Annotated in this window: 24 protein-coding genes and 1 pseudogene; 9 read left to right on the top strand and 16 right to left on the bottom strand. The window is 64.8% G+C overall.

Annotated features, from left to right (window positions below; all coding sequences use genetic code 11):
* Nucleotides 1–3: 3 nt before the first annotated feature.
* Nucleotides 4–1,110 carry an OmpA family protein gene (locus AC1DHL_RS18100; RefSeq protein ID WP_478162854.1) on the bottom strand — a complete coding sequence of 369 codons (1,107 nt, stop codon included), beginning with the start codon at nucleotides 1,108–1,110 and terminating at the stop codon, nucleotides 4–6.
* A gap of 357 nt (nucleotides 1,111–1,467) precedes the next feature.
* Here AC1DHL_RS18100 and AC1DHL_RS18095 point away from each other — a divergent pair, with 357 nt between their 5' ends.
* The 4 genes and pseudogenes from AC1DHL_RS18095 to AC1DHL_RS18080 form a co-directional block, all read left to right on the top strand.
* Nucleotides 1,468–2,325 (top strand): ABC transporter ATP-binding protein, encoded by an 858-nt coding sequence (locus tag AC1DHL_RS18095; protein ID WP_478105469.1) that lies wholly within the window; start codon nucleotides 1,468–1,470, stop codon nucleotides 2,323–2,325.
* A gap of 5 nt (nucleotides 2,326–2,330) precedes the next feature.
* Nucleotides 2,331–3,167 (top strand): ABC transporter permease, encoded by an 837-nt coding sequence (locus AC1DHL_RS18090; protein WP_478105471.1) that lies wholly within the window; start codon nucleotides 2,331–2,333, stop codon nucleotides 3,165–3,167.
* Between the two features lie 5 nt (nucleotides 3,168–3,172).
* On the top strand, nucleotides 3,173–3,976 hold the full coding sequence (locus AC1DHL_RS18085) for an ABC transporter permease (RefSeq protein WP_478162853.1): 804 nt from the start codon (nucleotides 3,173–3,175) through the stop codon (nucleotides 3,974–3,976).
* Nucleotides 3,977–4,072 (top strand): annotated as a pseudogene (locus tag AC1DHL_RS18080) (alpha/beta fold hydrolase); the annotation flags it as partial.
* Nucleotides 4,073–4,115: 43 nt separating this feature from the next.
* On the opposite strand, the gene AC1DHL_RS18075 reads toward AC1DHL_RS18080, so the two are convergent.
* The 4 genes from AC1DHL_RS18075 to AC1DHL_RS18060 form a co-directional block, all read right to left on the bottom strand.
* On the bottom strand, nucleotides 4,116–5,024 hold the full coding sequence (locus AC1DHL_RS18075) for a hypothetical protein (RefSeq protein ID WP_478105475.1): 909 nt from the start codon (nucleotides 5,022–5,024) through the stop codon (nucleotides 4,116–4,118).
* 42 nt (nucleotides 5,025–5,066) lie between these two features.
* On the bottom strand, nucleotides 5,067–5,573 hold the full coding sequence (locus AC1DHL_RS18070) for a hypothetical protein (RefSeq protein WP_478162852.1): 507 nt from the start codon (nucleotides 5,571–5,573) through the stop codon (nucleotides 5,067–5,069).
* A 141-nt stretch (nucleotides 5,574–5,714) separates the two neighbouring features.
* A complete protein-coding gene (locus AC1DHL_RS18065; protein WP_478162851.1) occupies nucleotides 5,715–6,155 on the bottom strand; it encodes a DoxX family protein in 441 nt (146 codons plus the stop codon).
* Between the two features lie 17 nt (nucleotides 6,156–6,172).
* Nucleotides 6,173–7,045, bottom strand: a complete 873-nt coding sequence (locus AC1DHL_RS18060; protein ID WP_478162850.1) for an NmrA family NAD(P)-binding protein — start codon at nucleotides 7,043–7,045, stop codon at nucleotides 6,173–6,175.
* A 116-nt stretch (nucleotides 7,046–7,161) separates the two neighbouring features.
* Between AC1DHL_RS18060 and AC1DHL_RS18055 the strand changes: the two genes are divergently transcribed.
* The gene (locus AC1DHL_RS18055) at nucleotides 7,162–7,608 is read left to right on the top strand and encodes a winged helix-turn-helix transcriptional regulator (protein WP_478105483.1); all 447 of its coding nucleotides are present in this window, start codon (nucleotides 7,162–7,164) and stop codon (nucleotides 7,606–7,608) included.
* Nucleotides 7,609–7,628: 20 nt separating this feature from the next.
* On the opposite strand, the gene AC1DHL_RS18050 is transcribed toward AC1DHL_RS18055, so the two are convergent.
* Both AC1DHL_RS18050 and AC1DHL_RS18045 read right to left on the bottom strand, forming a co-directional pair.
* Entirely contained in the window at nucleotides 7,629–8,117 is a 489-nt protein-coding gene (locus AC1DHL_RS18050) for a lipocalin-like domain-containing protein (RefSeq protein ID WP_478162849.1), read from the bottom strand.
* Between the two features lie 141 nt (nucleotides 8,118–8,258).
* Nucleotides 8,259–9,248, bottom strand: coding sequence for an AraC family transcriptional regulator (locus AC1DHL_RS18045; protein ID WP_478162848.1), 990 nt, complete (start codon nucleotides 9,246–9,248; stop codon nucleotides 8,259–8,261).
* A 149-nt stretch (nucleotides 9,249–9,397) separates the two neighbouring features.
* Between AC1DHL_RS18045 and AC1DHL_RS18040 the strand changes: the two genes are divergently transcribed.
* The 3 genes from AC1DHL_RS18040 to AC1DHL_RS18030 are packed head-to-tail and all read left to right on the top strand — an operon-like array spanning nucleotide 9,398 to nucleotide 12,240.
* Entirely contained in the window at nucleotides 9,398–10,453 is a 1,056-nt protein-coding gene (locus AC1DHL_RS18040) for a beta-keto acid cleavage family enzyme (RefSeq protein WP_478162847.1), read from the top strand.
* Nucleotides 10,454–10,494: 41 nt separating this feature from the next.
* Nucleotides 10,495–11,787, top strand: a complete 1,293-nt coding sequence (locus tag AC1DHL_RS18035; RefSeq protein ID WP_478162846.1) for an MFS transporter — start codon at nucleotides 10,495–10,497, stop codon at nucleotides 11,785–11,787.
* A gap of 51 nt (nucleotides 11,788–11,838) precedes the next feature.
* Nucleotides 11,839–12,240 (top strand): carboxymuconolactone decarboxylase family protein, encoded by a 402-nt coding sequence (locus AC1DHL_RS18030; protein WP_478162845.1) that lies wholly within the window; start codon nucleotides 11,839–11,841, stop codon nucleotides 12,238–12,240.
* Nucleotides 12,241–12,804: 564 nt separating this feature from the next.
* On the opposite strand, the gene AC1DHL_RS18025 is transcribed toward AC1DHL_RS18030, so the two are convergent.
* The 9 genes from AC1DHL_RS18025 to AC1DHL_RS17985 form a co-directional block, all read right to left on the bottom strand.
* On the bottom strand, nucleotides 12,805–13,812 hold the full coding sequence (locus tag AC1DHL_RS18025; RefSeq protein ID WP_478162844.1) for a YeiH family protein: 1,008 nt from the start codon (nucleotides 13,810–13,812) through the stop codon (nucleotides 12,805–12,807).
* Between the two features lie 6 nt (nucleotides 13,813–13,818).
* Nucleotides 13,819–15,447, bottom strand: a complete 1,629-nt coding sequence (locus tag AC1DHL_RS18020; protein WP_478105500.1) for a 3-(methylthio)propionyl-CoA ligase — start codon at nucleotides 15,445–15,447, stop codon at nucleotides 13,819–13,821.
* A 55-nt stretch (nucleotides 15,448–15,502) separates the two neighbouring features.
* Nucleotides 15,503–16,864, bottom strand: a complete 1,362-nt coding sequence (locus AC1DHL_RS18015) for an MFS transporter (RefSeq protein WP_478162843.1) — start codon at nucleotides 16,862–16,864, stop codon at nucleotides 15,503–15,505.
* A 31-nt stretch (nucleotides 16,865–16,895) separates the two neighbouring features.
* Nucleotides 16,896–17,867: a quinone oxidoreductase family protein gene (locus AC1DHL_RS18010; protein WP_478162842.1), complete on the bottom strand. Its 972-nt coding sequence runs from the start codon at nucleotides 17,865–17,867 to the stop codon at nucleotides 16,896–16,898.
* Nucleotides 17,868–17,907: 40 nt separating this feature from the next.
* Nucleotides 17,908–18,489 (bottom strand): RBBP9/YdeN family alpha/beta hydrolase, encoded by a 582-nt coding sequence (locus AC1DHL_RS18005; protein WP_478162841.1) that lies wholly within the window; start codon nucleotides 18,487–18,489, stop codon nucleotides 17,908–17,910.
* Between the two features lie 25 nt (nucleotides 18,490–18,514).
* On the bottom strand, nucleotides 18,515–19,573 hold the full coding sequence (locus tag AC1DHL_RS18000; RefSeq protein ID WP_478105509.1) for a beta-keto acid cleavage family enzyme: 1,059 nt from the start codon (nucleotides 19,571–19,573) through the stop codon (nucleotides 18,515–18,517).
* Nucleotides 19,574–19,623: 50 nt separating this feature from the next.
* Nucleotides 19,624–20,472 carry a TauD/TfdA dioxygenase family protein gene (locus tag AC1DHL_RS17995; protein ID WP_478162971.1) on the bottom strand — a complete coding sequence of 283 codons (849 nt, stop codon included), beginning with the start codon at nucleotides 20,470–20,472 and terminating at the stop codon, nucleotides 19,624–19,626.
* Between the two features lie 203 nt (nucleotides 20,473–20,675).
* Nucleotides 20,676–23,360: a helix-turn-helix transcriptional regulator gene (locus AC1DHL_RS17990; RefSeq protein WP_478162840.1), complete on the bottom strand. Its 2,685-nt coding sequence runs from the start codon at nucleotides 23,358–23,360 to the stop codon at nucleotides 20,676–20,678.
* Between the two features lie 196 nt (nucleotides 23,361–23,556).
* Nucleotides 23,557–24,150, bottom strand: coding sequence for a hypothetical protein (locus AC1DHL_RS17985; protein WP_478162839.1), 594 nt, complete (start codon nucleotides 24,148–24,150; stop codon nucleotides 23,557–23,559).
* Between the two features lie 269 nt (nucleotides 24,151–24,419).
* Between AC1DHL_RS17985 and AC1DHL_RS17980 the strand changes: the two genes are divergently transcribed.
* A complete protein-coding gene (locus AC1DHL_RS17980) occupies nucleotides 24,420–25,202 on the top strand; it encodes a DUF2092 domain-containing protein (RefSeq protein ID WP_478162838.1) in 783 nt (260 codons plus the stop codon).
* Nucleotides 25,203–25,208: the final 6 nt, after the last annotated feature.

Below are 25,208 nucleotides of genomic sequence, written 5' to 3'. Positions count from 1 at the left end.
GCCTTAGCCCGGCTGCTCGCCCGCGGCGCGGATTTCGACGCGCCGGTTCGGCTCGAAGCAGGCAATGAGCGCAGTGCGGTTCTTCGCCTTGCCTTGTTCCCTGCACTGGGCTTCAGTGATCTTCAGCTCCGAGAAATTGCGGCCCTCAGTCGTGATGATGTTGGCCGGCACACCTTGGGCTACCAGGTAGTCGCGCACCGAGTTTGCCCGCGCCAGGGACAGGCGCTGGTTGTAGTCGAGGCTGCCTATCGGGTCGGTGTGCCCGACGATGGAGATCGTGCGCAGCCGGATGCCCGAGGATTTGAGTTCCTGGAGCGTGCTGTCGATGCGGGCGCGGCCGGTAGGCGTCAAGTCCGCCTTGGCGAATGCGAACGTGCCATCGGCCTTGAGTTCAAAGTTGCGCGCTGCCGGGGGTGGCGGGGGCGGTGGCGGCGGCATCGCTGCCGGAGGCGCCGGGCGCGCCTGCGCTACAACCGGAGGCGCCCCGAAGGGGATCTGCAGGCCCACGGTGAACAGCCAGTCGTTCATGCTCTGCCGGTTTTGAGTCCTGGTGTTGTTGGCACTGTCGACATAGCGGTAGCGTGCGTCGGCCACCAGGCGCCCCCAGTTGGAAAACGGCCAGACGATGCCGAGGCCCGCGTTGGCCATGAAACTCGTGTGGCTGCTGCTGCTGAACAGCTGATCCACTTTGTTGTCTATGGCGCCAATGCCGCCCACCAGATAGGGCTGCACGGTGTTCGACTGCCAGCGGTTCAGCCCCTGGCGGCCCAGGAAGAACCACTGCGCGTCGAGCGTGCCGCTCCAGTTCTTGTATTTGTTGGTGTTGTTGAAAACGCCAAAGGGGTTCTCACGGGCGCCATCGAGTTCCTCGTACTGGCCGCGCAACTCGATGTTCCAACTGGGGCTGATCGGCTTGCCAATGGCTATGCCTCCGCCCCAGCCGTTGTCGGCGTTGCGGTCCCCGTCCGGGTGGACGTAGACGCCAAAGGGTGTGATGTACCAGCGGTTGTCGTAGTACTGATCCGCTGTCGCGAAAGTCGTCTGCGCAAGGCAGGCGCCATATGGGAGGGCAAGCACGCAGCAAGCTGCGAAGGTGCGTCGGTCGAACATGAAAGCCTCACTTTGTTGATGTTGATGAGTGCCTCAGCCGGATCCAGTCGAGGCCCACGATAGATGCGGCGACGGCCGCCGGTCCGCTTGTACGCAACCGAGTGTGTCGATCACCGGTAGGCGCACGCACTTTCGGTTTCAAATATTTCAGGGGTCGCATCACGGAATTGCGCGTTGGCAACACACAGCAATCGGGTTCAGAGGGGAAAGGACCAGCGAATGAAAATTATCTGGCCCTCACGAATGCGCGCATTGACGTTTGTCAGTTGGTGCACACAAGCAACACCGAAGAACCGAGCCGTGAATGCGCGTCCGGTGGTGTCCAACTGATCGTGTAGCATTCGCCTCCCCCGCGCCATGCCCCAGATCGTCGTCGACCAGTTGCGCAAGAGCTACCGCATCCACGAGCGCGACCCGGGCGTACGCGGTGCGATCCGCGCGCTGGTGCGTCCGCGTCACCGCACGATCGACGCACTGTCCGGTGTGTCCTTCGAACTGGAGCGGGGCGAGTTGCTGGGCTTCATCGGCCCCAACGGCGCGGGCAAGTCAACCACCATCAAGATCCTCGCGGGCATCCTGCGTCCCGACGGCGGCCGCGTCGAGGTCGACGGACGTGACCCTTTTGCCGACCGCGAGCGCCACGTGGGGCGCATCGGTGTCGTGTTCGGGCAGCGCACACAGCTCTGGTGGGACCTGCCGGTCAATGACGGCTTCGCATTGCTGCGCGACATCTACCGCGTCGACCCGGTGCGCTTCGTGCGCACGCGCGATGAACTGGTGGCGCTCTTGCATCTGGAGCGCCTGCTCGATCAGCCCGTGCGCCAGCTCTCGCTGGGGCAGCGCATGCGCGCCGAGATCGCGGCAGCGCTGCTGCACGAGCCTGACATCCTGTTCCTCGACGAACCCACCATCGGGCTCGATGCGCCCTCGAAGCTCGCGGTGCGCGACTTCGTGCTTCGTGCCAACCGCGAACATGGCACCACGGTACTGCTGACCACGCACGACATGCACGACATCGAGGCACTCGCCCAACGCGTGATCGTGATCGGCCATGGCCGCGTGCTGGCCGACAGCCCGGTCGAAGCGCTGCGTGCGCAGGTCATGGCCGCGCGCCGGCTCGACGATGGCCTGCCCGAAGACGCCGAGGACGAGGGCATGACCATCGAGGCCGTGATCGCGCGCTTCTACGCCATGCACGGCGCCGCAGAGGCCTGACCGGGATGGCGCCGCGCGAGCTTTTGCGCCCTTACGTCGCAGCCTTCGCGTCGCGTTTCCTCCAGATGCTGCAATACCGCGCGGCGGCCTACGCGGGCTTCGCCACGCAGTGCTGGTGGGGCGGCATCAAGGTGATGGTGCTGGCAGCGTTCTACGGCAGCGCGGCGGCCACTGGCGCGCCGATGTCACTGGCGCAGGCCATCACCTACACCTGGCTGGCGCAGGGCCTGCTCGCACTGCTGCCGTGGCTGGGAGACCCCGAGGTGGCGCAGGCCGTGCGTACGGGCGCCGTGGCGTACGACCGGTTGCGGCCGGTCGATCCCTATGCGCTGTGGTTCGCGCGCTCGGCCGGTTGGATCGCGGCGCGCGTCCTGCCGCGGCTGGCACTGATGGCGGCATTCGCTGGCGTCGTGCTGCCGCTCGCCGGCTTGGGCGAATGGGCCTGGCAACCGCCGGCAGGCATTGCGGCCGGACTGGGCTTCATCGCATCGGGGTTCCTCGCGCTGCTGCTGTCGACGTCGCTGGTGATGCTGCTCAACATCGCGGCGGCGGCAGCACTCAACGAGCGCGGCATCAACGCACTGGCCGCCCCTGTCGTCATCGTGTTCTCGGGCAACCTGCTGCCGTTGATATTGCTGCCCGATGCCTGGCAACCGATGCTTCTGCTGCAGCCGCTGGCCGGGGTCATGGACATTCCGGCGCGAATCTATTTCGGCCAGCTCGCGGGTGCGCAGGCGCTGGCAGCACTCGGCCTGCAAGGCGTCTGGATCCTGCTGCTGGTGGCAATCGGCCATGCGGCGATGGTCCGGACCATGCGCCGACTCCAAGTGCAGGGAGGATGAAACGCATGGGATCGCTGGCTCTGTGGAGTCGCCTGGTGGCTGCTTCGCTGGGCGGCCAGGCGCGCTATCCCGTCTCGGCACTGATGCTCACGCTGGGCCAGTTCCTGGGCACGGGCATCGAGATGATCGCCGTGTGGGCGTTGTTCCACCGGTTCGGCGACGTGCAGGGCTGGCGGCTTGGCGAGGTCGCGATGTTCTATGGCCTGGTGAACTGCATGTTCGCGATCGCCGACGCGCTGGGGCGCGGCTTCGACGCATTGGGCACGGACTTCCTGCGCACCGGTGCGTTCGATCGCCTGCTGTTGCGGCCCCGGCCGCTGGCGCTGCAGTTGATGGGGCATGACGTGCGCATCAGCCGGCTCGGGCGGCTCCTGCAGGGTCTGGGGGTGATGACATTCGCCACCGTGCAGGCGGACATCGCGTGGACGCCGGCAGCGATCGCGACCGCACTGTTCGCGGTGGCGGGCGGGGTCGCGCTGTTTCTCGGCATCCTCGTGCTGCAGGGCACGTTGTCGTTCTGGACGGTCGAGAGCCTGGAGATCGCCAACGTGCTGACCTATGGCGGCGTGCAAGCAGCGCAGTTTCCGCTGGCCGTGTATGCGCAATGGTTCCGGTACGCGCTGACCTTTGCGGTCCCCCTCGCCTGCGTCGCCTACTACCCTGTGCTTGCGATACTGGGCAGGACGGACCCGATGGGCGCACCCGCGTGGGTAGGGTTCGTCTCGCCACTCGCAGGCTTTGTGTTCCTCGCGCTTGCCTTCGGCGCCTGGCGCATCGGGCTGCGCCGCTACGCATCGACTGGCAGCTAGTTGCACGGCGAGGATGAGCAGATCTGCCCGTTCCCGACGACCGGCGCACAGTCGGTCAAGCTTCTGAAGCACGGGACGCTCAAATCCTATCCGGGGCTGCCGGACTGAGCTTTCCCCAATCGTTGATCGGCTTACCTTGCTATCGCCGTGCCATATGGGCGGCATGCATCTGCAAAAGCCCTGATTCAAATTGCTTGATTACCGGATCATCGCAACGGTATGCACTCATGATTTCGTGAATGCCGGTCTCGGTGCGTGCAACTGGGCTTCCATAACCCATGTCGCTGAGTGCGCCCCCAACCGTATCCGCAATCTCTCCGGTTGCCTTGAACGCTGCCGCGAACTCTGGGTTCACCCGATAAGACGTTTCGTTCATGGTGACGACAGCACCATCTCGATTGGTCATTGACTGCCTGATCGTGAATGACACCGCATCTTTGCGAAGGCACTGCCGGTAGGCGCTCTCATAGTTCTGCACATACGCCCGGATGGCCGCTTCAGCCAGCGTTGCCCTATCTACCTGCATCATGTCCATGATTTTTTTCCAGATTGGGTTGTCTCCGAATCGACCCTTGATATCGGCGACGAGCTTGCCAATGTATTTCTGATCTTGGCGGCGCACTTCTTCGCGATCCCCGTTGTAGATTGCATTGAAATAGTCCCCCATGGTGAAGCGGGTGAAGGGGCCTGATTTCGGCGAAGGCGGTGCGGATGTTGCGGCAGATTGCACCGGCTCGCTTTTCGGCGTCGCAAGCGCGCACTTCACGTTGAGCGCCTTTACCTCCTCGCGAGAAAGACCAAGCGTGCGCATGGTTGCCCAGTAGACGTTCTGATCCCCAGGCAGTTGACGCACCTCGGTAACAGGAAAGTCCCGCGAACCATCAGCGGACTGGCACTTATAGAGGATGCCAGGCAGCTGGCTCATTGGCGGCATGTGCAACTGCCGCCCTTGCGCCAGCACAACTGCTGGAAGCGCGAGAAGGGCGAAGATCAACACGAACAACCCGCGGGCCGGGTTCAAGCCAATCGGGTCAGTTGAAAGCGTCATGGCATTCCCTCGGAGCAGGCTGTCAAATCGAACGCTACGACGCTACAACCCACAATGGTTTCCCTTGGGAAGGGTTTTCCAGCGTGGATCGTCCTTTCGAACCGGGCACCCGCTGCGGCTGGTCGGAAACTGGTCAGAGTTGCTCTGTGTACCGGACGCCTGCCCCGTCGAAAGAGAGGCCGCCGGTGAAGGATTCGAAGGCGCGTGGCCAGGCGTCGGCGCTTGATTCGGAGTGCCCATAGCGTTGACCGCGCCGTTGACTGCATCACTCACCGATTTCTTGGCAGCGTCTCCAATGTCTTTCGCGAGGTCATCGAACGGGTTCGCGGCGAAGACTTGGGTTGCAGCGACACCAAAGATCAGCACGCATGTCAAAGCGATTGCCCATCTGATGGAGATGTGTGGCTGTCCCTGAGGCTGCGGGTCCTGAGCCGCCTGGCTTTGACTTGCGGTTCGCGGTGGATGTGCCTGCTGCGCCGCGACGGACAGAGCGCAGGCGCACAGCGCCAGCAAAGCTCGGCGCGCGATATGAATGACTTTCCGGTCCATGATTGATGATCCCGATCTCCGTGCGGATGCATCCAATCTATGGCCGGCGAGGCCGCTCGTCGTCTCCCAAACGGGAGAGAAACTACCGGGGAGGAGAGATGCCCGCGACGCTGCGGGCAGGGTCCTCTCCGAGACGGAGTTTCATGACGATCTCAAAGCGATCGACGTTCCAGTCCTGGTGATGCACGGACTGCCGGAAGGCGCCGCAGACGGCGGGGGCTGCATTCCCGAGTCGGAAAGCCGCTGGCGCCACGCAATCCAGCCGACGAAAATCGAAAGTGCTCCCACGACGAGTGGAGGTGCCGCGTGCCCATATTCGCCGTGGATCGTGACGGTACCGAGTGCCGCCAACATCACAGCGCAGCCGAGAGCGAAGCCCAGGAGGCGGGTCGGCGCCCGAGCAAGCAGAACGGCAGTGGTGAGTTCCAACGACCCCGTCACAAAATGGAACCAATGCGGATATCCCCACCTCAGGTATTCCTCGTAGATGGATTGAGGGGCAAAGAGATTGCTGAGTGCTCCCACGACGAAAAATGCGGCAAGAGCCAAAGGTGTGACTTGGCGCCAAGTAGTTTTAGACATTGGTCGGTCCTTCGGCCCTACTTCGCGGCGGCATTTTTCGCCGCCGCGAACACATCGCCGGATGCCGTCGTGCCCGCGACGCGCTCCGTACCTTCGACCCCGACGTCCATCAAGCCCAAGTTGACCGCCTCGTACATCGCTTCGGCCTGTCCCGTCTGCCCCTGGGGGATGCCAAACTGCTCTAGCGCTGCGGGCCACCCTGCCCGCGGAACGGCAAAAGCCTTGACGTCCCGCTGAAGGACCTTCCCCAATTGGGCGGCGACTTCATCGGCGCTGACCATCGAACCGAGCTCGATGACACGCTGCCCCGACCACGCAGGACCGGCCAGGAGGTTCGCCACCTCGGCGCCGATGTCGTCCGCCGCGACCATGGTTGATTTTCGATTGGTCGGGTTGTAGAAGACGGGGAGCGTGCCGCTCTGGGCGACGTCCAGGCCGAAGAGAAAGTTTTCGAAAAATCCGCCGGCGCGTACGAAGGCGATCGGCGCTGGCAGATCGCGCAAGCCGTGCTCCAGCAACGACAGCGCCGTGATCAACCCCGTGCCGTGGGTCTTGTGTGCCCCCATCGACGAAAGCGCGACGACACGTGGAGGCGCAATCTCGTTCAGCGCCTTGACATAGTTGGCGATGAAGCCCTTGGCTTCCTTGAAATCCGGCGAAGGGGCCCAGATCGACGGCAGCATGACAAAGGCGCCGCTGACGCCATCAAGCGCCCGCGCGATGGCGTCAGCATCGTGCCAATCACCGTCAACCAGTTCGACGCCTCGGGCCGACCAACTGGCCGCCTTCGCGCGATCTCGAACCAGCGCGCGTACTTTCTTGCCGCTCGCCAGCAGATGCCTTGCCGTTGCGCCACCGACTTTTCCCGTAATTCCCATAACTAGAAACATGAATGAACTCCTGACCCCGTAGGGTTTACGATTGAGGGAAGGTCTACCTTAGAGACCTCGCTCCTGCTGCACAAGGAGGCAGTTTCAAGTAACCAGGGAAGGCAAGAGGAACCCAGATGCGCACTACATCGAACGCGATCGAGAGATTCAGCCGTTTTCAAACGGACGACGCCCAGTCCGTTGACGGGGTGCACTGCCCAGTGCGAGACGTGCTCGACCGCATCGGCGACAAATGGAGCATCCTGATGATCATGACCCTCGCGACGCGGTCGCAGCGCTTCAGCGAGCTTCACCGCGCCGTACGCGACATTTCCAAGCGCATGCTCACCCAGACCCTGCGCGATCTGGAACGCGACGGACTGATTACTCGTCACGTCTTTCCGACCAAGCCCCCGAGCGTTGAATATCGTCTGACACCGCTAGGCCAATCGCTGCTGGACCCGATGGCGAGTCTCATCGATTGGGCCGATCGTCGCCATTCCGATATTCATGAGGCGCGTGCCCGCTTTGACAGCGAGCCCCGGGACATACCGACTTCGTTTGTTCGCAAATCTTGCGGATAGCTCCTGTTTCTGTCTGCTGGTTATTCAATCCGCTCGTAGGTAGTCGTGACGACCATTTCAGCGCCATCCATATTTGCCTTGAATGGAGCCGACACCATGGTCAATGTTTTGTCGGAGACTTCGTATTTGTCGATCTTGAATTTGGTGCCGACCCAACCCTCGTTCCACGCGTCTTCTACGGTGTCGACAATCTTGCCTCCCTCAACCTTGTAGGTCCCGTTGTAGGCGTACATGGTCTTGAACAAGGCAACGCTCTCGGCATCCGTTGGCTCGGCTGCCGCCGGCTTTGGACGCTGATCCTTGAATCCGGTCCACATGAAATGCCCATCCTTGGTATAGATCAGGTAACCGCCGGGATGCTCGCCAAACGGCTTGCCATCCTTGCCCGTGGCAACCTCATGTCGGGTCCAGGAAGTCATTTTCCAGACGCCGGGCAGCTTTGCCGAATCGTCAGCAAAGGCCGAAGTAACGACACCAAAGACGATGGAGGCGACAAGCAATTGGCGCATACGCTCATCCTTTCATGTTGATCGCGCCGGGGGATCCCTATAAGGGGTGGCCTGCGGGGCTGAGCCTGATCGTCTGCTGCTGACTGTCTGCTGACTTGGCAGGTTCTGGGCGATGGCCAACGCAGGCATGGAAGCGGCGCTCTATCCACGCCACTTCGAAACGCTACAGCCGAAGCGGCTCCCGAACCATCGTGAGAACGCGCTCGAGGACGAGAAGCCCAGCAGCGTCGCGACTTCGGACAGAGGGCGATCGCGGCTTTCCACATAGCGCGTCACGAGTTCCGAGCGCACCGTATCGAGGATCGACGAATAGCTTTCGCCGGATTGCGCGAGATGGCGTTGCACGGTCCTGGGTTCCACCCCCAGATGCTGCGCCACCCGTTCCACCGAGCACGCGCCCGATGGAAGGAGCGCCAGGATCAGCTTCCTGACCTGGTCGGACATCGTGGCATTGGACTGCGCCAGCATCGCGTCGAGGAATTGGCGCGTCTGCTGCGCCATGACCGGGTCGTAGGACGGGATCGCGGCGTCCAGGTCCGAGGCGAGGCACACGATGCCGTCGAAGTCCTGGTTGAATGCGATGGCCGAGCCGAAGACCCGCGTGTGTACCGCGAGGCTGGCCGGCGCAGCGTGCGTGAAGCAGATCCTGCGCGGCCTCCAGTCCGCGCCGACGATGATCCTCAGCATCCGGTGCAGAACGCCGAGCATGAGTTGCGTCGCCTGGCGCACCGAGCCGGGAAAGCCACCCAGCATGTCTTCGCGAATGATGGCCAGGCCCTCCGTCTCCTCGACCCTCAGAAAGACCGCCTCGTTCTGTAGCCGAAGGTAGTGCGCGATCGATGCGAGCGTCTTGCGCAGCGTCGGCTCTTCGCGTGCCACGAAGCCAAGGGGTCCGAGGTTGGAGAGTTCGCGGGTTTCGGCCATGCGAAGCCCGAAATCATCGATGCCCGCCGCCTGCGCGGACGCTTCCAGCAGGCGCCCCACCGCCTCGGCCGGAATCTTGATGTCCGGGTCCAGCAGCACCGACCGGTTGATGCCGGCAGCACTCAGTTGTCGATAGGGGTCGAGGCCCACCGATCGCGCTACTTCGACGTAATTGGTCAGGCTCGCGCTGCGAAGCAAGTAGGCCATCCGGGTTCCTGCGGTGTCGCGATATGCAAAACCATTGTCGCGTTTTGTCAAACCGGAATCCATGCGATCTCGATACTTCCCTGGCCCGCACAGCAACCATGCAGCGGGCAAATTCATTCTGAACCGACAACCCGAGAGGACGACAAGCCATGCATTTCCTAGACGACTCCCTGCTGCCTGAAAACCAGGAAAAACTCGTGATCCAGGTCGCGCCCTACGGCCCGCAATGGGTGCCGGGCGACTCGGACGATATTCCCGTGACGCTCGACCAGCAGGTCCAGAAGGCCGTCGATTGCTACAACGCCGGCGCCACCGTGCTCCATGTGCATGTGCGCGAAGAAGATGGCAAGGGCAGCAAGCGGCTGTCCAAGTTCAACGAGATGCTCGCCTGCCTGCGCGAAGCGGTGCCGAAGATGGTGCTGCAGGTCGGCGGCTCGATCTCCTTCGCACCGGAGAGCGAGGGCCAGGCCGCCAAGTGGATGAACGACGACAAGCGCCACATGCTGGCCGAACTGAATCCGCGGCCCGACCAGGTCACCGTCGCGATCAACACCAACCAGATGAACGTGATGGAGTTGATGACCGAGGCCGACATCGCCGGAACCTCGCTCACCAACCCGGCACTGCAGGCCGCCTACCGCGACATGATCGTGCCTTCCAATCCGTCCTGGCATGTCGAACACATCAGGCGCCTGGTCGCCAACGGCATCCAGCCGCATTTCATGCTGGGCAACCTCACCCAATTGGAAACGGTCGAACGCCTGATCCGCCGCGGCGCCTATACCGGCCCGCTGGTCCTCAACTACGTGGCCATCGGCGGCGGCGCAGCCGGGCTGAATCCGGCCGACATGATCGAGTTCGTCCGCCGCACGCCCAACGGCGCCGTGCTCACGCTGGAAACCCTGAACCGCAACGTGGTGCCGATGAACACCATGGCCATCGCGCTGGGCCTGCATGTGCGCGTCGGCATCGAGGACACGCTCTTCGGACCGGACGGCGAACGCGCGACCTCGGTGCAGCAGATCGAGAAGATGGTGCGCATTGCCCGCGAACTCAACCGGGACATCGCGACGGGCGAAGACGCACATCGCATCTATCGGATCGGCACTCAGTGGGAGTCCGCCGACGAGACCCTCGAATGTCTGGGCATGCCGCCCAACCGGGCGCCGGCACAGCGCAGCACGCAGCTGCGCAGGGTCGCCTGAGTCAGCACTCGGGATCGCCAATCCTCCCTGGGAGACACATGATGTTCTGGAAGAAAAGTCCCAACGCGGTCCTTGCATCGCTGCTGGTCATTCACGTGCTCGCCCACGTCGACCGCAACGTGCTGCTGGGCTTTTCGCCGCAGATCATCAGCGATCTCGCGCTCGACAATGCGCAGTACGGGTTTTTGGTCGGCTCTGTCTGGGTGCTCAGCTTCGGCTTCATGGCCATGTTCATGGGCGCGCTGGCCGATCGCTTCAGCCGTACGCGTGTCATCGCCGCGGGCGTGCTGATCTGGAGCGCCTGCACATGGGCTTCCGGACACGCCCGGACCTTCGAGCAAATGGCCGTCGCGCGCTTCTTCGTCGCCAGCGGCGAGGCGGCCCTTGTCCCGGCCGCGGTGGCCTTGCTGGCCGAACTGTTCTCCGAGAAGCGGCGGGGCACGGCGATGGGCGTCTTTTTCGTGGGCATTCCGCTCGGCATCGGATTGAGCTTCCTGTTGGCCGGCACGGTCGGGGCGAGCCTCGGCTGGCGTTCGACCTTCACGGTGCTCGGCATCGTCGGGGCGGCGATCGCCATTCCGTTGGCCTTCCTGCGCGAGGAGCGTGGACAGGGGCGTCACAAGCATGCCGACCCGTCGCGGGGCCAGCCGTTTGTCGCGCAGGTGCGCGCAGTGCTTGGCGTGGTCGGCCACAACCGCGCCTTGCAATTCGCCATCGTCGGCTTCGTGCTGGTGCACATGGTGTTCGCGGGCTTCTCGTTCGCCCAACTGTGGATGGTGCGCGAGCGCGGCTTCGATGCGGCCGGTATTGCCAAGACCATCGGCGCGTTGCAGATCGTGTTTGGCGTGCTCGGCGCGGTGGTCGGCGGCGTGCTGAGCGACCGCTTCGCCAAGCGCCTCCCGGGCGGCCATGCAAGCTTCATGGCGCTGCTGATCGCGCTGTGCGCACCGTTGATGATCGCCTACCGCTTCGCGCCGGCCGGCTCGGTCCTGTTCTATGCAGGCATGTGCGCAGGCTTCTTCCTGCCATTGGCGCTCTACGGGCCGGCCAACACGATGATCCAGGGATTGGCCCCGGCGCAGATGCGCTCGACCATCGCGGGCGTCACGATGCTGTTGATCAATGTGTTCGCCCTCGCGATCGGGACGCTCGCGGTCGGCATGGTGAGCGACCGCCTGGTCGACGCCGGCAGCACTCACGCGTTGACCACGGTGCTGCTCGCGACCGACATCCTGGCCATCGGTGCCGGACTGTTGTTCTGGCTTGCCGCGCGCCAGGTGCGCCTGGGCCGCGCGCGGCTCGACCTGTCGGCACGCCCGACGCTGGCGCACTGAGCCGCCCTATTCGACGATTCGACGATTCGACAATCTGAAGGAAACGATGAAATGAACAACGAGACAAACCGCAGCGCCACGCCGATCTGCGACCAATTGCGCGCGACCGGGAATTGGAATCCGGCCTGGGATGCCTTCGCGGAACTCGACCCGGCATGGGCCGAGAAATTCATGGCAATGGGCATGCACTCGATCATGTCGGGCGTGCTGGAGCCGAAGGTGCTGGAATTCATCGCCATCGCGGTCGATGCGTCGTGCACCCATATGTACGCGCCGGGCACGCGCCGTCACATCCGCAAGGCGCTCGAACTGGGCGCCACCCCGCGAGAGATCACGGCCGTGCTGCAGGCGGTCAGCGTTCTCGGCATCCATACCAGCAGCCTGGGCGCGCCGATCCTACTGGAAGAAATGGCGGCCATCGAGCAGGCCAGGACAGCCTTCAGACACCCATAGCTATACTTCGCCTGTCACGTCAACAAAGCGTGATCGGGATTGGCGTCCCACTGAAGTTTTGCGACGAAAGCCGCAGCCATTACCGCAGTAGTCCTGCGGCTTCGTCGTTCGTGCCACCATTTTTGGCGGCTCGAGCGGGGAGCCGCAAGGCTCGCCGGTTCTCGCAGGAACTTCCCGGTACGCCAACCCGTTCGAGTCGCCGCCCCTGATTGGCGTCGGGCGCGGCGGTTGTTGCAAACCGAAGTTCCTGGAGGCCACTCATGGTCCACCCTATTTGCGCGCCCGCGCGCCCCCCGAACCCTCCCCCACCGCCCCACGAATCCGAGGGCGGTCTCGCCGCGCTGGTCATGCGAGCCACCGCCGAAGTCAACGCATTGAAGCAGGCGTATCACGCCGTGGCATGCGTCCGAAGCCTTCTTCAGACTCAGCGATTGCGCGGGAGCGACGGCCACATCAGCCGCACCGAAGCGGAAGCCACCGTGGCGGTGGTCAGCGCAGAATTCGAGCGCCGCATGCAGGCCGCCAAGGCGACCATTGCGCTGATGCCAGCCGAAGCCGCTCCGATCAGGACATCCAGCGCATCATCACAAGCACGAGCACAATAAGAAACACCGTCTCGCCGACCATCAACGCGACCGGCTTCAGGCCGACGGTGGCCAGGTCGCGCAGTTGCGTCTTCATCCCGATCGCCGCCATCGCCGTCACCAGGCACCATTGCGAAAGATCGGTGCCCAGCTTGGTCAGGCCTGCCGGAATCCAGCCGGTGCTGTTGATCCCGACCAGCACCGCAAAGGCCACGGCAAACCAGGGCAACAACGGCGGCCGGGGTCCGCCGGCGCCCTTGCCGCCAGCGCGGGTGCACATCACCGCGAACACGATCACCGGCAGCAGCATGGCCACGCGCATGAGCTTGACCAAGGTGGCCACATCGCCGGTCTCGCGCGACATGCTGTAGCCCGCGCCGACCACCTGCGCAACGTCGTGGATGGTGCCGCCGAGGAAGATACCCGCCCCATGCGCGTCGAGGCCAAGGAGCTGGGCCAGCATGGGATAGACGATCATCGCCAGCGTGGACAGTGCCGATACGCCGACCACCGTGAACAGCGTGGCACGTTCCTTCCCCGGATGCGCGGGCAGAGCCGCAGCCAGTGCAAGCGCAGCCGATGCACCACAGATGGCCGTGGCGCCTCCGGTGAGCAGGCCGAACAGGCTCTGGAAGCCCATCAACTTCGCGACGATCATCGACACGCAGATCGTGACCACCACGCACACCACCACCAGGATCACAGGATGCCAACCCAGGGCCGCGACCTGCCCCAGGGTGATGCGGAGCCCGAGCAGCGCGACGCCACAGCGCAGCACCTCGCGCGCAGTGAACCCGATGCCGGCCCCGCACGCGCCGTCGCCCGACAGGAAGTTCATCGCCATGCCCAGGATCAGGGCAAACAACATGACGGGCGCGCCGTAGTGTTGCGAGAGGAACGTCGCGGCGACTGCCACCACGAGGCTGGCGAGTACGCCAGGAAAGAGCGTGCGGCCGCGCGTCGGCAGCGCCGCGAGTGTCGAGATCATGGTCGGTCAGGCCGCAGCCAGAAGGTGGTCCTGGAATACGTCCCGCAGCTTGTTCTTCTGAACCTTGCCGGTCGGGCCGAGCGGAATGCTGTCGACGAAGACCACGTCGTCCGGCGTCCACCACTTGGCGATCCTGCCGTCATAGAAGGCGATCAGTTCATCGCGCGTCACAGACTCGCCGGGCTTGCAGGTCACCACCAGCAGCGGGCGCTCGTCCCACTTCGGGTGGCGGGCCGCGATGCACGCGGCCAGTGCCACGGCCGGGTGAGCCATCGCGATGTTTTCCAGGTCGATGGAACCGATCCACTCGCCGCCGGACTTGATCACGTCCTTGCTGCGGTCGGTGATCTGCATGAAGCCGTCGGCGTCGATCGTCGAGACGTCGCCGGTGGGAAACCAGCCGCCCACCAGAGGACCATCGCCCTCCCCCTTGAAGTAGTTGGAGATGATCCACGGACCGCGCACCATCAGTTCGCCGGCGGATACGCCGTCGCGCGGCAGTTCATTGCCGTCTTCGCCGACGATCTTCATGTCGACGCCGAACACCGATCGCCCCTGCTTGGCCTGGATGGCAAGGCGCGCGTCGAGATCGAGCGCTTTCTGCCTGGGCTTGAGCGTGCAGACGGTGCCGACCGGGCTCATCTCGGTCATGCCCCATGCGTGCAACACCTGCACGTCGTAGCGTTCCTGGAAGGTGCGCATCATCGCGGGCGGGCAAGCCGAGCCGCCGATGATGGTGCGGCGCATCGTGCTGAACTCGAGGCCGTTGCCTTCCACGTGCGTCAACAGGCCTTGCCAGACGGTGGGCACGCCCGCCGACACGGTCACGCCTTCGCCCTCGAAGAGGTCGTGGAGCGACTTGCCGTCAAGCCACGGTCCCGGAAACACCAGCTTCGCGCCAACCATGCAGGCGGCGTACGGCAGGCCCCACGCATTGACGTGGAACATCGGGACGACCGGCAGGATGACGTCGTTCGCCGAGCAGTTCAGGGCGTCGGGCAGCGCGGCCGCATACGTGTGCAGCAGGGTCGAACGGTGGCTGTAAAGCGCGCCCTTCGGATTGCCGGTGGTGCCGGACGTGTAGCACAGCGACGAAGCAGCCTTCTCGTCGAACACGGGCCATGCGAACTCGGGCGAATGTTCCTCGACCAGTTCCTCGTAGCACAGCAGATTGGGCACCTTGGACGACGCCGGCATGTGCGCGCGGTCGGTCATCGCGACGAAGGCCTTGATGGTCGACACACGCGAGGCGATCGCCTCGACCAGTGGAAGGAAGGTCAGGTCGAAAAACAGGATTTGGTCTTCGGCATGGTCCGCGATCCACGTCACCTGGTCCGCGTGCAGGCGGGGGTTCAAGGTGTGCAGCACGGCGCCCGAGCCCGAGACCGCGTAGTAGAGCTCCATGTGGCGGTAGCCGTTCCAGGCCAGCGTGCCGACGCGGTCGCCGAAGGCGATGCCGCGCGCCGCCAGGGCGTTGGCAAGGCGCCGCGAGCGCTCTGCGAGTTCACGGTAGGTGTAGCGGTGGAGGTCGCCCTCGACGCGCCGCGAAACAATCTCCTGCTCGCCGTGATGGCGTTCCGCGTGGGTGAGGAGCGTCGAGATCAGCAAGGGCTGATCCATCATCGATCCGTTCATGGATGTCTTCTCTTTCAATTCGTCAATTCGTTGGATGGGGGGTGCAGCGGCTGCTTCAGGCCAATACCTGGCGCGGCTGCGATACGGGTGCGGCGGCCTGCGCATCTTCTTCGGCGATCTCTCCCGCACGCTTGAGATCTGCCTCGAAGGTGCGAGCAGCGATCAGCAAGCACGCGGCTGCCAACAGGCTGAAGGCAGGCACGATCATGAGTGCGGTCTGGAGCGACAAGGCGTCCGACAGGAATCCGGCGATGAGCGGTCCGGCGGCAAGGCCGAACAGGTTCTGGAAAAGCGACAGCACCGATGCGCCAGTGGCGCGAATGCCGGGGTGGATGACTTCAATCACCGCTGCCGCCACCGGACCCACGGTGCAGGTCATCAGGAAGCCGCCCAAGGCGAGCAAGGCGAACTGCGTATTGGCCGCGATCGCGAATCCCATGCTCGTGGCGCCGAAGGCCAGCATCAGAACGATCATGGAAGCGACGCACAACATTGCGGTGGTGTACAGCTTGAACTTCCGGCGACGACGTCCCGAGTAGTCGACCACGGCGCCCCAGACGACGCTGCCCAAGGCACCGCACAGAACGACCAGGGAAGCCTTGATGGCCGCTTGCTCCGGCGCCATGCCGTGAACGCGGTTGAGGAAGCTCGGCAGCCAGGACCAGATCGCCGACACGGCGATCAGCTGCGCCGGCGCGGCGAGGCACAGCCACAGCATGGTTTTCGAGCGAACCAGCGCGTGAACGATGGCGCTGGCAGCGCTGCGCGTCGAGCTGGTCGCACGGTCGAGTCGCGGGGTGAGCTTGACGGTCGGGTAGTCGCGCACCTTCAGGTACAGCAGCGCGAGAACCAGGCCCGGAATGCCGACCGCGCCGAACGCGGCCTTCCAGCCGAATTTGGCTGCGATCACACCGCCGAGCATCACGCCCAGCACGGAGCCGACCGAAGCCGTCGCAAAGAAGCCCGCGAGGACCGCACCGCGCAGCCGCGACGGAAAGTGGCTGGCGATCAGCGCGGCGCCGACGGAGCCGTAGCCCGCTTCGCCCAGCCCGACCATGGAGCGCGCCGCGAGCAAGCTGCCGTAGCCACGGCTGAACATGCAGGAGATCGACGCCAGGCTCCAGACCGTGGCCATCACGACCACGCTCTTGACGCGGCTCGCCCGATCGGCAAACAGCGCGACCGGGATACCGGCCAGGGCGACCGTCACCGACACCGCCGACACGAGCCCGCCGAGCTGCTTGTCGGAGAGGCTCCATTCGCTCTTCAGGTAAGGAAAGAGCGACACGATGACCTGGCGATCGATGTAGTCGAACATCATCAGGCCGACGGTCATGGCAAAGGCGAACCAGGCCTGCCCCCGGGTGAACAGGTAGCCGTCCCGAGCGGGCATTGCTTCTACTGCAGCGGTATTCATGATGTCCCCTTGTTGTTTGTCATGAACCGCATCAGGGCACCAGCACGGTGGCGCCGACGGTCTTGCGGGACTCCAGCGCACGGTGGGCGTCGGCCGCATCGGCCAGCGCGAAAGATTGCTTCGGTTCGCTGACGATGCCGCCGGACAGCACGTGGCCGAACAGCTCATCGGCCATCGAGAGCATGTGCGAGCGCGGCATGATGTAGTGCATCATCGCCGGCCGCGTGAGCCAGATCGATCCCTTGACGGCCAAGGTCATCGAGTCGATGACGACCGGCCCCGACGTCGTGCCGTTGCTGACCAGCACGCCGCGCGGACGCAGGCTGTCGAGCGAGGCTTCTAGCGTGTCCTTGCCCACCGAGTCGTAGACCACCGGCACACCCTTGCCGTCCGTGATTTCGCGCACGCGCTCGGCGATGTTCTCGCGCGAGGTCACGATGGTGTGCGCGCAGCCGTTCGCCTTGGCGATCTCTGCCTTTTCGTCGGAGCTGACGGTGCCGATCATCGTGACGCCCATCGCCCTCGCCCACTGGCAGGCGATCGAGCCCACGCCGCCGGCGGCTGCGTGATAGAGGATCGTCTCGCCGCCGTGCAGGGGGAAGACCTGGCGGAACAGGTACTGCACCGTCATGCCCTTCATCATCAGGGTCGCGGCCGTGCGGTCGGAGACGCCTTCGGGCAGCGGAATCAGCACGTCGGCCGGCATGACGCGAACGTCCGAATAGGCGCCCTGCGGCCCGATCAGGTAGCCCACGCGGTCACCGACCTTGACATCGGTCACGCCCGGGCCGACGGCCTCGACGACGCCCACGGCGTCCGAGCCGAGCCCGTTGGGCTTCGGCAAGGGATAGCGGCCGGTGCGGAAGTAGATGTCGATGAAGTTCACGGCCACGTAGGTGTGGCGCACGCGAGCTTGGCCTGGGCCGGGATTGCCGACTTCGACGTTTTCGAGCTTGAGCACTTCCGGACCACCGGTGTCGTGCAGGCGAATGGCGAGTGCCATGGTTTGTCTCCTTGGATCTTGAATCTGGAACGGGGGGCGCTCAGCCTGCCGTCCGGCCTTGTGCGGCGAGTTCTTCGATGAACTGTTCGGCGCGGGGCCACGGGCCGAAGCCGGAGGCCGGATTGAGGTGACCGACTTCACCGAGATCGACGAGGCGGCTGCCCCAGTCGCGCGCCATGTCGGCGACTCTCTCGTAGTCGGCGAGCGGATCGTTGCGGCTGCCGGCAACGATGCTCGGGAAAGGCAGACGCTCGCGCGGCACGGGCAGCCAGCCGCTGGCATCGAGCTGCTCCACCGTCGGATAGCCTTCGGGCATCGGCCGCTCGAAGTCCGGCGGCGCGGCCAGCAGTGCGCCGAGAACGGGGCGCCGCGTCTGCCGGGCCCAATGGGCCAGCATCACGACGCCGCCGCTGTGCGCGACGATCAACAGCGGGCCTTCGACGGCTTGCGCCTCGCGTTCGATGGCCTCGACGCGCGCTGCGCAATCAAGATCCTCGCGGCCCATCGGCGGCACCGACCTGACGCGCGGCAGCCGGTCCGCGAGCAGCGTCTGCCAGTGCGCGGGCACATGGTCACGCAGGCCGGGAACGATCAGGACGGTGGGAGCCATGGTGGAACTCATGGAAACCTCTGGGCCGCGGGGTGACTCAGGCTGCCTTGCGCAGGAAGCCCTGGTGGGCGCCGTTGCGGTTGGGCGCGAAGCCGTTGGCGAACAGCGACTCCTCGACGGTGTCGTAGAAGACGCCGATCTTGCAGATCTCGCGTGCTTGTTGGGCGGTCGCGATCGGGCGGCCGAACTCGCGAGAGATGCGCACCAGCTGCTCGATCTGCTCGACCGTGCTCGCCTTCTTCGTGCGCGACTGGTTCCAGAGGTTGTCCTCGGTACCGCAGCGAACGTGCAGGCCCATCGCGATGCCCATCATGTTGACCGGCAGCACGTTGCGCATCGAGCTTTCCACCGTCAGGATGGCGCCGTCCGGCGTGGCGCGCACGAAGTTCGCCAGGTTGTAGATGTTCGGCGCGTCCATGCCGCCGCTGATCGCCACCCAGTTCATGACCAGCGGGCCCTTGTAGACACCGCGGCGCATCAGGCGCTCGACCGACTCGAAGCTGTTGATGTTGTAGCACTGGAAGGCGCTCTGGATGCCGGCTTCGTTCAGGCGGCGGATGTGCTCCTCGGCCCAGCCCGGCTGCGCCGGCACCGTCATTTCCTTGTAGGCGTTGAAGACCGCCGGGTCTTCCATCGACGTGCCCTTGTAGTCCTCGTATTCCCAGTGCTCGACCACGTTCATCTGCGAGGTGTTGATGGTCACCGTGACCTGGTCGGGCTTGGGATCCAGTTCGGCCAGCATGTGGCGCGTGTCGTCGGAGAGCCACTTGGCGGCTGCGCCCTCGTTTTCAGGCGCGAAGCTGATCGAGCCGCCCACCTGGATGATCATCTCGGGCACTGCGTTGCGCACGCCGGCGATCAGTTCGTTGAACTTGGACAGGCGCTTGCTGCCCTTGCCGTCGAGTTCACGCACGTGCAGGTGCAGCACGGTGGCGCCTGCGTTGTAGCAATCGACCGCCTTCTGGATCTGCTCTTCCATCGTGACAGCGATGTCCTCCGGGAAGTCGGAGGGCACCCACGACGGCGCGTAGGGCGCGGCGGTGATGATCAGGGGTTGCTGGTTTTCGGGGTAGAGGGAGCCGTCGAGAAAGTTCATGGTGAAGACCTCGTGGAGAAAGTAAGGGGGACAGGAAGAAAAGGTGCTGCCTAGAAGGTCGCTTCACCGACGATGCCGGCGCGCTCCATCTTTCGGTGGCAAGGGGGGTAATCCATCACGGCGTAGTGCTGGGTGCTGCGGTTGTCCCACATGGCCACGCTGTTGGGCTGCCAGCGGAAGCGCACCTGGTATTCAGGGATAGCCGCCTGGCTGATCAGGTACTGCAGCAACTGGCTGGCGCCTGGCGCGTAGTCCTGGCCGTAGCGCACGTTGTCGGCATTGTGGAAATTGGTGAAGTGCGTCGTGAACGCGTTGACGAACAGGATCTTCTCGCCTGTCTCCGGATGCGTGCGCACCACGGGGTGCTCGGCATCCGGGAACTGCGCGTGCAGCGCGAGGCGCTTTTCCACCGGCATTGCGGCGCCGAAGCTGGCCTCGATGCTGTGGCGGGCGCGCAGGGGCGCGATCTGGTCCTTGATGATTTGCGGCAGCCTTTCGTAGGCCAGCGCCATGTTGGCCCACATGGTGTCGCCGCCGACCGGCGGGCATTCCACGCAGCGCAGCACGCAGCCGAAGGGCGGCTTTTCGCGCCAGGTGGCGTCGCAGTGCCAGGAGTTCTCGTAGCGATCGTTGGGGCTGTCCGGCGACTTGTAGATGCGCACCAGGCCCGGGTTCTCCGGGTCGCTGCCGGCCACCGGATGGTCTTCCAGCTCGCCGAAGTGGCGGGCAAAGGCCACGTGCTCGGCGCGCGTCATGTTCTGGTCGCGGAAGAAAAGCACCTTGTGCTTGAGCAGCAGCGCGCGGATTTCCGCCACCAGCGAGGCGTCGCGCGAGGCGGCGCCGAGATCTACATTGCTCAACTGCGCGCCGATGCTGCAGGTGAGTGGCTCGACCTTGATGGAGGTCTTCGGTTGGGTCGTTGAGTTCATGGGCCTGTTGTCTCCGTGTTGAGCCACCGTCATGGGACTGAACTCTTGTCGGTGGAACGGGCCGTGAAGAGGCGGCTCCGTAGGCCGTGAGAATAGGGAGCTGGCCCTCTCGGCGCCCCCTCCTTGCAGCAGGGGCCCCTACCGGTAGGGCCCCGCGGCGGCGTAACCGCTTGTCAGTCTGTCGACTTGATCAGCCCGAGAATCCGGGCGCGGAGGACGACCTGCTTGCGCGTGCCGGCGTCAAGCTTGGCGAAAAGATTCTTCACGTGCCATTTGATGGTGGTTTCGCCCACCTGCATGGCCCGGCCGATTTCCTTGTTCGACAGATTGTGTGCCAGCAGTTCCAGAACTTCGCGCTCCTTGGGCGTGAGCACCATGCCGTAGGGCGCGGCCGGTCGCGGCGCCTCCGGCTCCCTGACGCGCGACTCCGGCGAAGGCGTCGGTTCGGGTGCCCGGCTCTGGCGACCCGATCCCTCCGCGCCAACGTTTCGGACCCAGTCGCCCAGATCCGGATGCGCATCGGCAAACACCCGGCGGAGGCCATAGGTGTCCGCGAGATCCATGGCCTCACGCAACTGCTTCTGCGAATCCTCTCCGCACTGGTCGAGGGCAAAGGCCTGCAGCCCGAGAAGCTCGATCCGGAGGCGCCCCTGCTTGATCGCCCGCGCCAGTTCGCCGGCACGCGCCAGCGGCGCCTGCGCGCCGCGCCAGTCCTTTGCGGCAATCGCAGCGTAGCCGAGGGCGACTTCGCGGAGGACTTCCACGCTCTCTCGCCAGAGTCGCCCCTTGGGCGTCGCATCGTCCTCCAGCAGCGCGTCGATCTCGTCACAAAGCTGGCGGCAGCTCACCGAGCGATATCGCCCGGCATGCAGGCGCACCTGCTCGCACAGGCTGGCGATGCGCAGTCGCGGCAGGCCACGGGCCCTGCCGGCGGCGTCCAGGCCGCCGAGAAGCTCCAGTGCGCGGTTTTCGGCGCCCTCGGCCACCGCGATGCGCGCCATGGTCCGATAGGCCAGCAGCAAGGATTCAGGCAGGCCGCTGTGCTCGAGAACGTCCAGCCGATCAGCCAGCAGCGCCGCCGCTTCGCGGGGCCGGTCGCATTCCCAGGCCGCCGCGGCGAGCAGCCCCGCCAGCGAGCAGGTGAACCTGTTTCGCCGCCCCAGGTCGGCCTCCGCGCGCGCCACCGCCGGCTGCAGAAGGCTCTCGGCGAGCAGGACCTGCCCTTCCCAGATGTAACTGAGCCCGATGATGAATTCGCCCCAGCGCGCGGTGTACCCCACGCCCCCGAAATCGCCACGCGGCGCTTGTTGCTCGCGCAGGCGTGCCAGCGCCGGCTCGCCTGAGAGCAGCGCCCGGTACGCCGTGCGGTTGGCGTGAATCTGCAGCAAGACCGGATCGCGAAGCGCCGGCGCATCCGACCAGGGATCGTGCAGTGCCGCGAACCGATCCGGGTCGTCTGCGAACACTGCTGCTCCGCCGAGGATCAGCGCGCATTCGAAGCGAAGGTCATCGCTGACCTCTGGCTGGGCCAGGATGCGCGCCACCAGGCGCTCGGCTTCCTGGTGGCGCTCACTGACCGCCAAGGTCCACGCGGCAGCGAGCAAAAGGCGGGGCCGCCGATCGAGTTCGTCGGCCGGCACTTGCGAAAGCCATTCGAGCACTGCCCCCTGCCGGCCGTGCCTCATGATGGATTCGTAGAGGCTGCGCTCGGCCAGCCCATAGGCCTTCTGGTGCTCGCCCGCCGTCAATGCGTGCCGGGCCGCGTACTCGAGCAAGCCGTGCTCGGCGAGCCATTCGGCCGCGGATGAATGCAGCTTGGCTTGCTGCGTCGCGTCCAGGCCCGAGAAGAGCTTGCGCAGCACATCGCGCGCCAGCGTATGCATGCGCAGCCAATCACCGCCCTCGGCTTCGGCGAAGACGGGCGTATCCCGGCTCAGGCGCGCCAGTCGCTCGACCGCGTCGTCATAGCCGGTCACCGCGCGGCACAGGTCAGGATGGAGGTGGTCGAGGATCGAGATCCGAACGAGGAAATCGCTGTCGCCGGGATCGAGGTTGGCAAGCAGCAGCTTGACGAAATGGTCATGCAGCCTGCCGTCGAGCATGGCCATGCTCGCGACGTCCGCGTGTGCATCGACCCCGCGCGCGATGATTGTCATCGCGAGCTGCACGCCAAGCGGCCACCCTTCGGTCACTTCGTGCAGGCGGGCGGCGGTGTCGTTGTCGACGCGCGCACCCAGGCGGATGCGCACGAGCTCCATGGTCTCGTCGAGCCGGAACCGAAGCGCGGCGGGTTCGATGACGGTGCATTGCCCGTAGGCAACGAGATCGTCGATGTCCAGGTGGCAATCGGGGCGCGCTGCGACGATCACCCGCAGATTCGGCGGCGCGTTGCGCATGAGGTAGACAAGGGCTTCGCGCGATGCTGTCGGCAGGCGATCGGCCTCGTCGACGAACAGGACGACATCCAGCGCCGTCTGCGTCAGTTCGGCGAGCCAGACCGTGATCCCCTCCAGACCGCCGGGGCCTACGGCTTCGAGCAGGGTGTGTCCGAAAGTCGAGCGCCCGGAGCCGCGCCGGACCGCCAGGGCGAGGCTCTGCGCGAGGCGCTGTGGTTCGTCCTGCCGTTGGGCGAAGAGCCACGCGACCACGGCGCCGCGGGACAAATGCTCGAGCCGCCACTGGGCCAGCAAGGAAGTCTTTCCGAAGCCCGCCGGGGCCTGGACGACGATCGCGGGAATATCCCGGATGCCGCTCGCCGTCGACAAGAGTCGCGCACGGGAAACAAGATCACGCGGGACCCGAGGTGGCGAGACCTTGAGCAGCAAGTCATCGTCGACTTCGGCGGAAGCACGCGTCACAGACGTCCTCTCTTCGAGCATGCAGAGGTATGGAAGTCGGCTGTCCGGTGCGACACGGGTGGCTCGGAAATGCCCAAGCCTGCAACCCAGGTCTGCAGGCTGGAAGATTCTAGCTTTGCCAGTCAGGCCGGCCGGGGGGTGCTAACCCGCGCGATGGACGTCGGCGCACCGCCCGCCCGCCGGCGCTCGCGCGCTGCTACTTCTTGGCAGGCTCGACCGACAGCGCGACCGCCTCGGTGTAGACCGCATGGACCTGATCGCCCACCTTGATCATCTTCAGCTGCTCGGGGTCGCGGATATTCAGATCAACCTCGTACTCCGTCCCGCGCAGCGTGATCATGTGGGTCTTCCGGTTGACCGCAACAACGTTGGCGGTGACCTCGACCTTCTGGCCGATCGCGCCACCGGGGAGTTGACCTGCGTCGGTCCTGTCGCCAGCCGCGGTCTGGACCCTGCTGCGGATCTCGTCGCCGCCCTTCATCAAGGTCAACGTCAGCGCCTGCGCGTAACGGACGTTCACCCGGTCGCCCACCTTGACTTGATCGAAGTTGCGCGCCTCGGGTCCGATCCCGAAGACATGCACCTTGCCATGGGAGTCCTTGAGGGTCACATGACGCTTCTCGAGATCGATCGCCTGCACGACGCCTGTGGCTCGGATGACTTCCTTGACGGTTCCTGTGCCGGGGTTCGTGGAGGCCGTGACCTCATGGGCGGGTTTGTCCTCGGCGACAGCGGGCGCCATCAGCGTACCCAGCGCTGCCAATACTGTGATCGAAGCTGCGATCTTCATGGGAATCCCTTTCGCGGAAATGATGTGCTCAAGCATGGTCCCACGCCGGGCACCTCAGATTGACGATCGTCAAGCGCGCTCGATATAGCCGCCCCTCTGGCGTTGAGCCGAAATGTGCTCCGCCATGGGTTCGCGACACGAGCGCATACACACCAACGGACCTCTGTCCGGACGTGATTGACATTCGTCAACGAGCCCGACGAGCCTTGCGCGCATGCTCGCGTTTTTCAGGGTGGGTTGCTGTTCACATGGCACCAAAAGGAGAACCTATGAAACTCGCAGGACTCGCTTCGGCCGTGCTGGCCTTGTCATTGACGGCGCCGGTCGTTGTCGCGCAAACGGCTCCGGCGGCAGGCACGGCCGCGCCAGCCGCGCCAGCCGCGAATCCCGTCGATCCGGCCTCGATCCAGGCTCTCAAGGACATGGGCACCTACTTGCAGACCCTGGGGCGCTTCCGGACGTCCACGTCGCTGATGGGCGAGCGCGTTCTGGCCGACGGCCAGAAGCTGCTGCACACCGCATCGGCGACGGTCGACGTGCAGCGCCCGGACAGGATCCGCGCGCGAATGTGGAGCGTTCGCTCCGAGCGCGAAATCATCTATGACGGCAAGACGGTCACCCTCTTCTTCCCTGCGCAGAAGTACTACTCGTCGGTCGAGTTCTCGGGGACGAACGGCGAACTTGTGAAGAAGCTGGAAGAGCGCTACGGCTTCGAGGTTCCGCTGTCCGACCTGTTCCTGTGGGGCACGCCGGCCGCGCCGGTCGACAAGATCGAATCGGCCATGAATGCCGGGCAGGATCTGATCGGCAATGACCTCTGCGACCACTACGCCTTTCGCCAGGGAGATTTCGATTGGCAGATATGGATCGCAACCGGTGCCAAGCCCTTGCCGCGCAAACTCGTGATCACCAATCGTGGCGATGAGGCCCGGCCCCAATCGGTCAGCGTCATGGACTGGAACCTGAACCCGGCTTTCAAGGAGGCAACGTTCAGGTTCACGCCGCCCAAGGGGGCGACAAAGATCGAATTTGTCCCGGCGAAGACCAACTAGAGGAGA

The sequence above is a fragment of the Variovorax sp. 10L426 genome (assembly GCF_056395305.1).
This window is presented reverse-complemented; position numbering and strand designations above follow the sequence as displayed.

Bases quoted from the DNA above. Each gene is read 5' to 3' on its own strand.
- AC1DHL_RS18070 (WP_478162852.1), bottom strand. From the start codon at position 5,573: ATGGACCGGAAAGTCATTCATATCGCGCGCCGAGCTTTGCTGGCGCTG.
- AC1DHL_RS18025 (WP_478162844.1), bottom strand. From the start codon at position 13,812: ATGATCTCGACACTCGCGGCGCTGCCGACGCGCGGCCGCACGCTCTTT.
- AC1DHL_RS18015 (WP_478162843.1), bottom strand. From the start codon at position 16,864: ATGAATACCGCTGCAGTAGAAGCAATGCCCGCTCGGGACGGCTACCTG.
- AC1DHL_RS18095 (WP_478105469.1), top strand. From the start codon at position 1,468: ATGCCCCAGATCGTCGTCGACCAGTTGCGCAAGAGCTACCGCATCCAC.
- AC1DHL_RS18035 (WP_478162846.1), top strand. From the start codon at position 10,495: ATGTTCTGGAAGAAAAGTCCCAACGCGGTCCTTGCATCGCTGCTGGTC.
- AC1DHL_RS18075 (WP_478105475.1), bottom strand. From the start codon at position 5,024: ATGACGCTTTCAACTGACCCGATTGGCTTGAACCCGGCCCGCGGGTTG.
- AC1DHL_RS17985 (WP_478162839.1), bottom strand. From the start codon at position 24,150: ATGAAGATCGCAGCTTCGATCACAGTATTGGCAGCGCTGGGTACGCTG.
- AC1DHL_RS17980 (WP_478162838.1), top strand. From the start codon at position 24,420: ATGAAACTCGCAGGACTCGCTTCGGCCGTGCTGGCCTTGTCATTGACG.
- AC1DHL_RS18005 (WP_478162841.1), bottom strand. From the start codon at position 18,489: ATGAGTTCCACCATGGCTCCCACCGTCCTGATCGTTCCCGGCCTGCGT.
- AC1DHL_RS18090 (WP_478105471.1), top strand. From the start codon at position 2,331: ATGGCGCCGCGCGAGCTTTTGCGCCCTTACGTCGCAGCCTTCGCGTCG.
- AC1DHL_RS18000 (WP_478105509.1), bottom strand. From the start codon at position 19,573: ATGAACTTTCTCGACGGCTCCCTCTACCCCGAAAACCAGCAACCCCTG.
- AC1DHL_RS18040 (WP_478162847.1), top strand. From the start codon at position 9,398: ATGCATTTCCTAGACGACTCCCTGCTGCCTGAAAACCAGGAAAAACTC.
- AC1DHL_RS18055 (WP_478105483.1), top strand. From the start codon at position 7,162: ATGCGCACTACATCGAACGCGATCGAGAGATTCAGCCGTTTTCAAACG.
- AC1DHL_RS18045 (WP_478162848.1), bottom strand. From the start codon at position 9,248: ATGGCCTACTTGCTTCGCAGCGCGAGCCTGACCAATTACGTCGAAGTA.
- AC1DHL_RS18050 (WP_478162849.1), bottom strand. From the start codon at position 8,117: ATGCGCCAATTGCTTGTCGCCTCCATCGTCTTTGGTGTCGTTACTTCG.
- AC1DHL_RS18085 (WP_478162853.1), top strand. From the start codon at position 3,173: ATGGGATCGCTGGCTCTGTGGAGTCGCCTGGTGGCTGCTTCGCTGGGC.
- AC1DHL_RS18030 (WP_478162845.1), top strand. From the start codon at position 11,839: ATGAACAACGAGACAAACCGCAGCGCCACGCCGATCTGCGACCAATTG.
- AC1DHL_RS18010 (WP_478162842.1), bottom strand. From the start codon at position 17,867: ATGGCACTCGCCATTCGCCTGCACGACACCGGTGGTCCGGAAGTGCTC.
- AC1DHL_RS18020 (WP_478105500.1), bottom strand. From the start codon at position 15,447: ATGAACGGATCGATGATGGATCAGCCCTTGCTGATCTCGACGCTCCTC.
- AC1DHL_RS18060 (WP_478162850.1), bottom strand. From the start codon at position 7,045: ATGTTTCTAGTTATGGGAATTACGGGAAAAGTCGGTGGCGCAACGGCA.
- AC1DHL_RS18100 (WP_478162854.1), bottom strand. From the start codon at position 1,110: ATGTTCGACCGACGCACCTTCGCAGCTTGCTGCGTGCTTGCCCTCCCA.
- AC1DHL_RS18065 (WP_478162851.1), bottom strand. From the start codon at position 6,155: ATGTCTAAAACTACTTGGCGCCAAGTCACACCTTTGGCTCTTGCCGCA.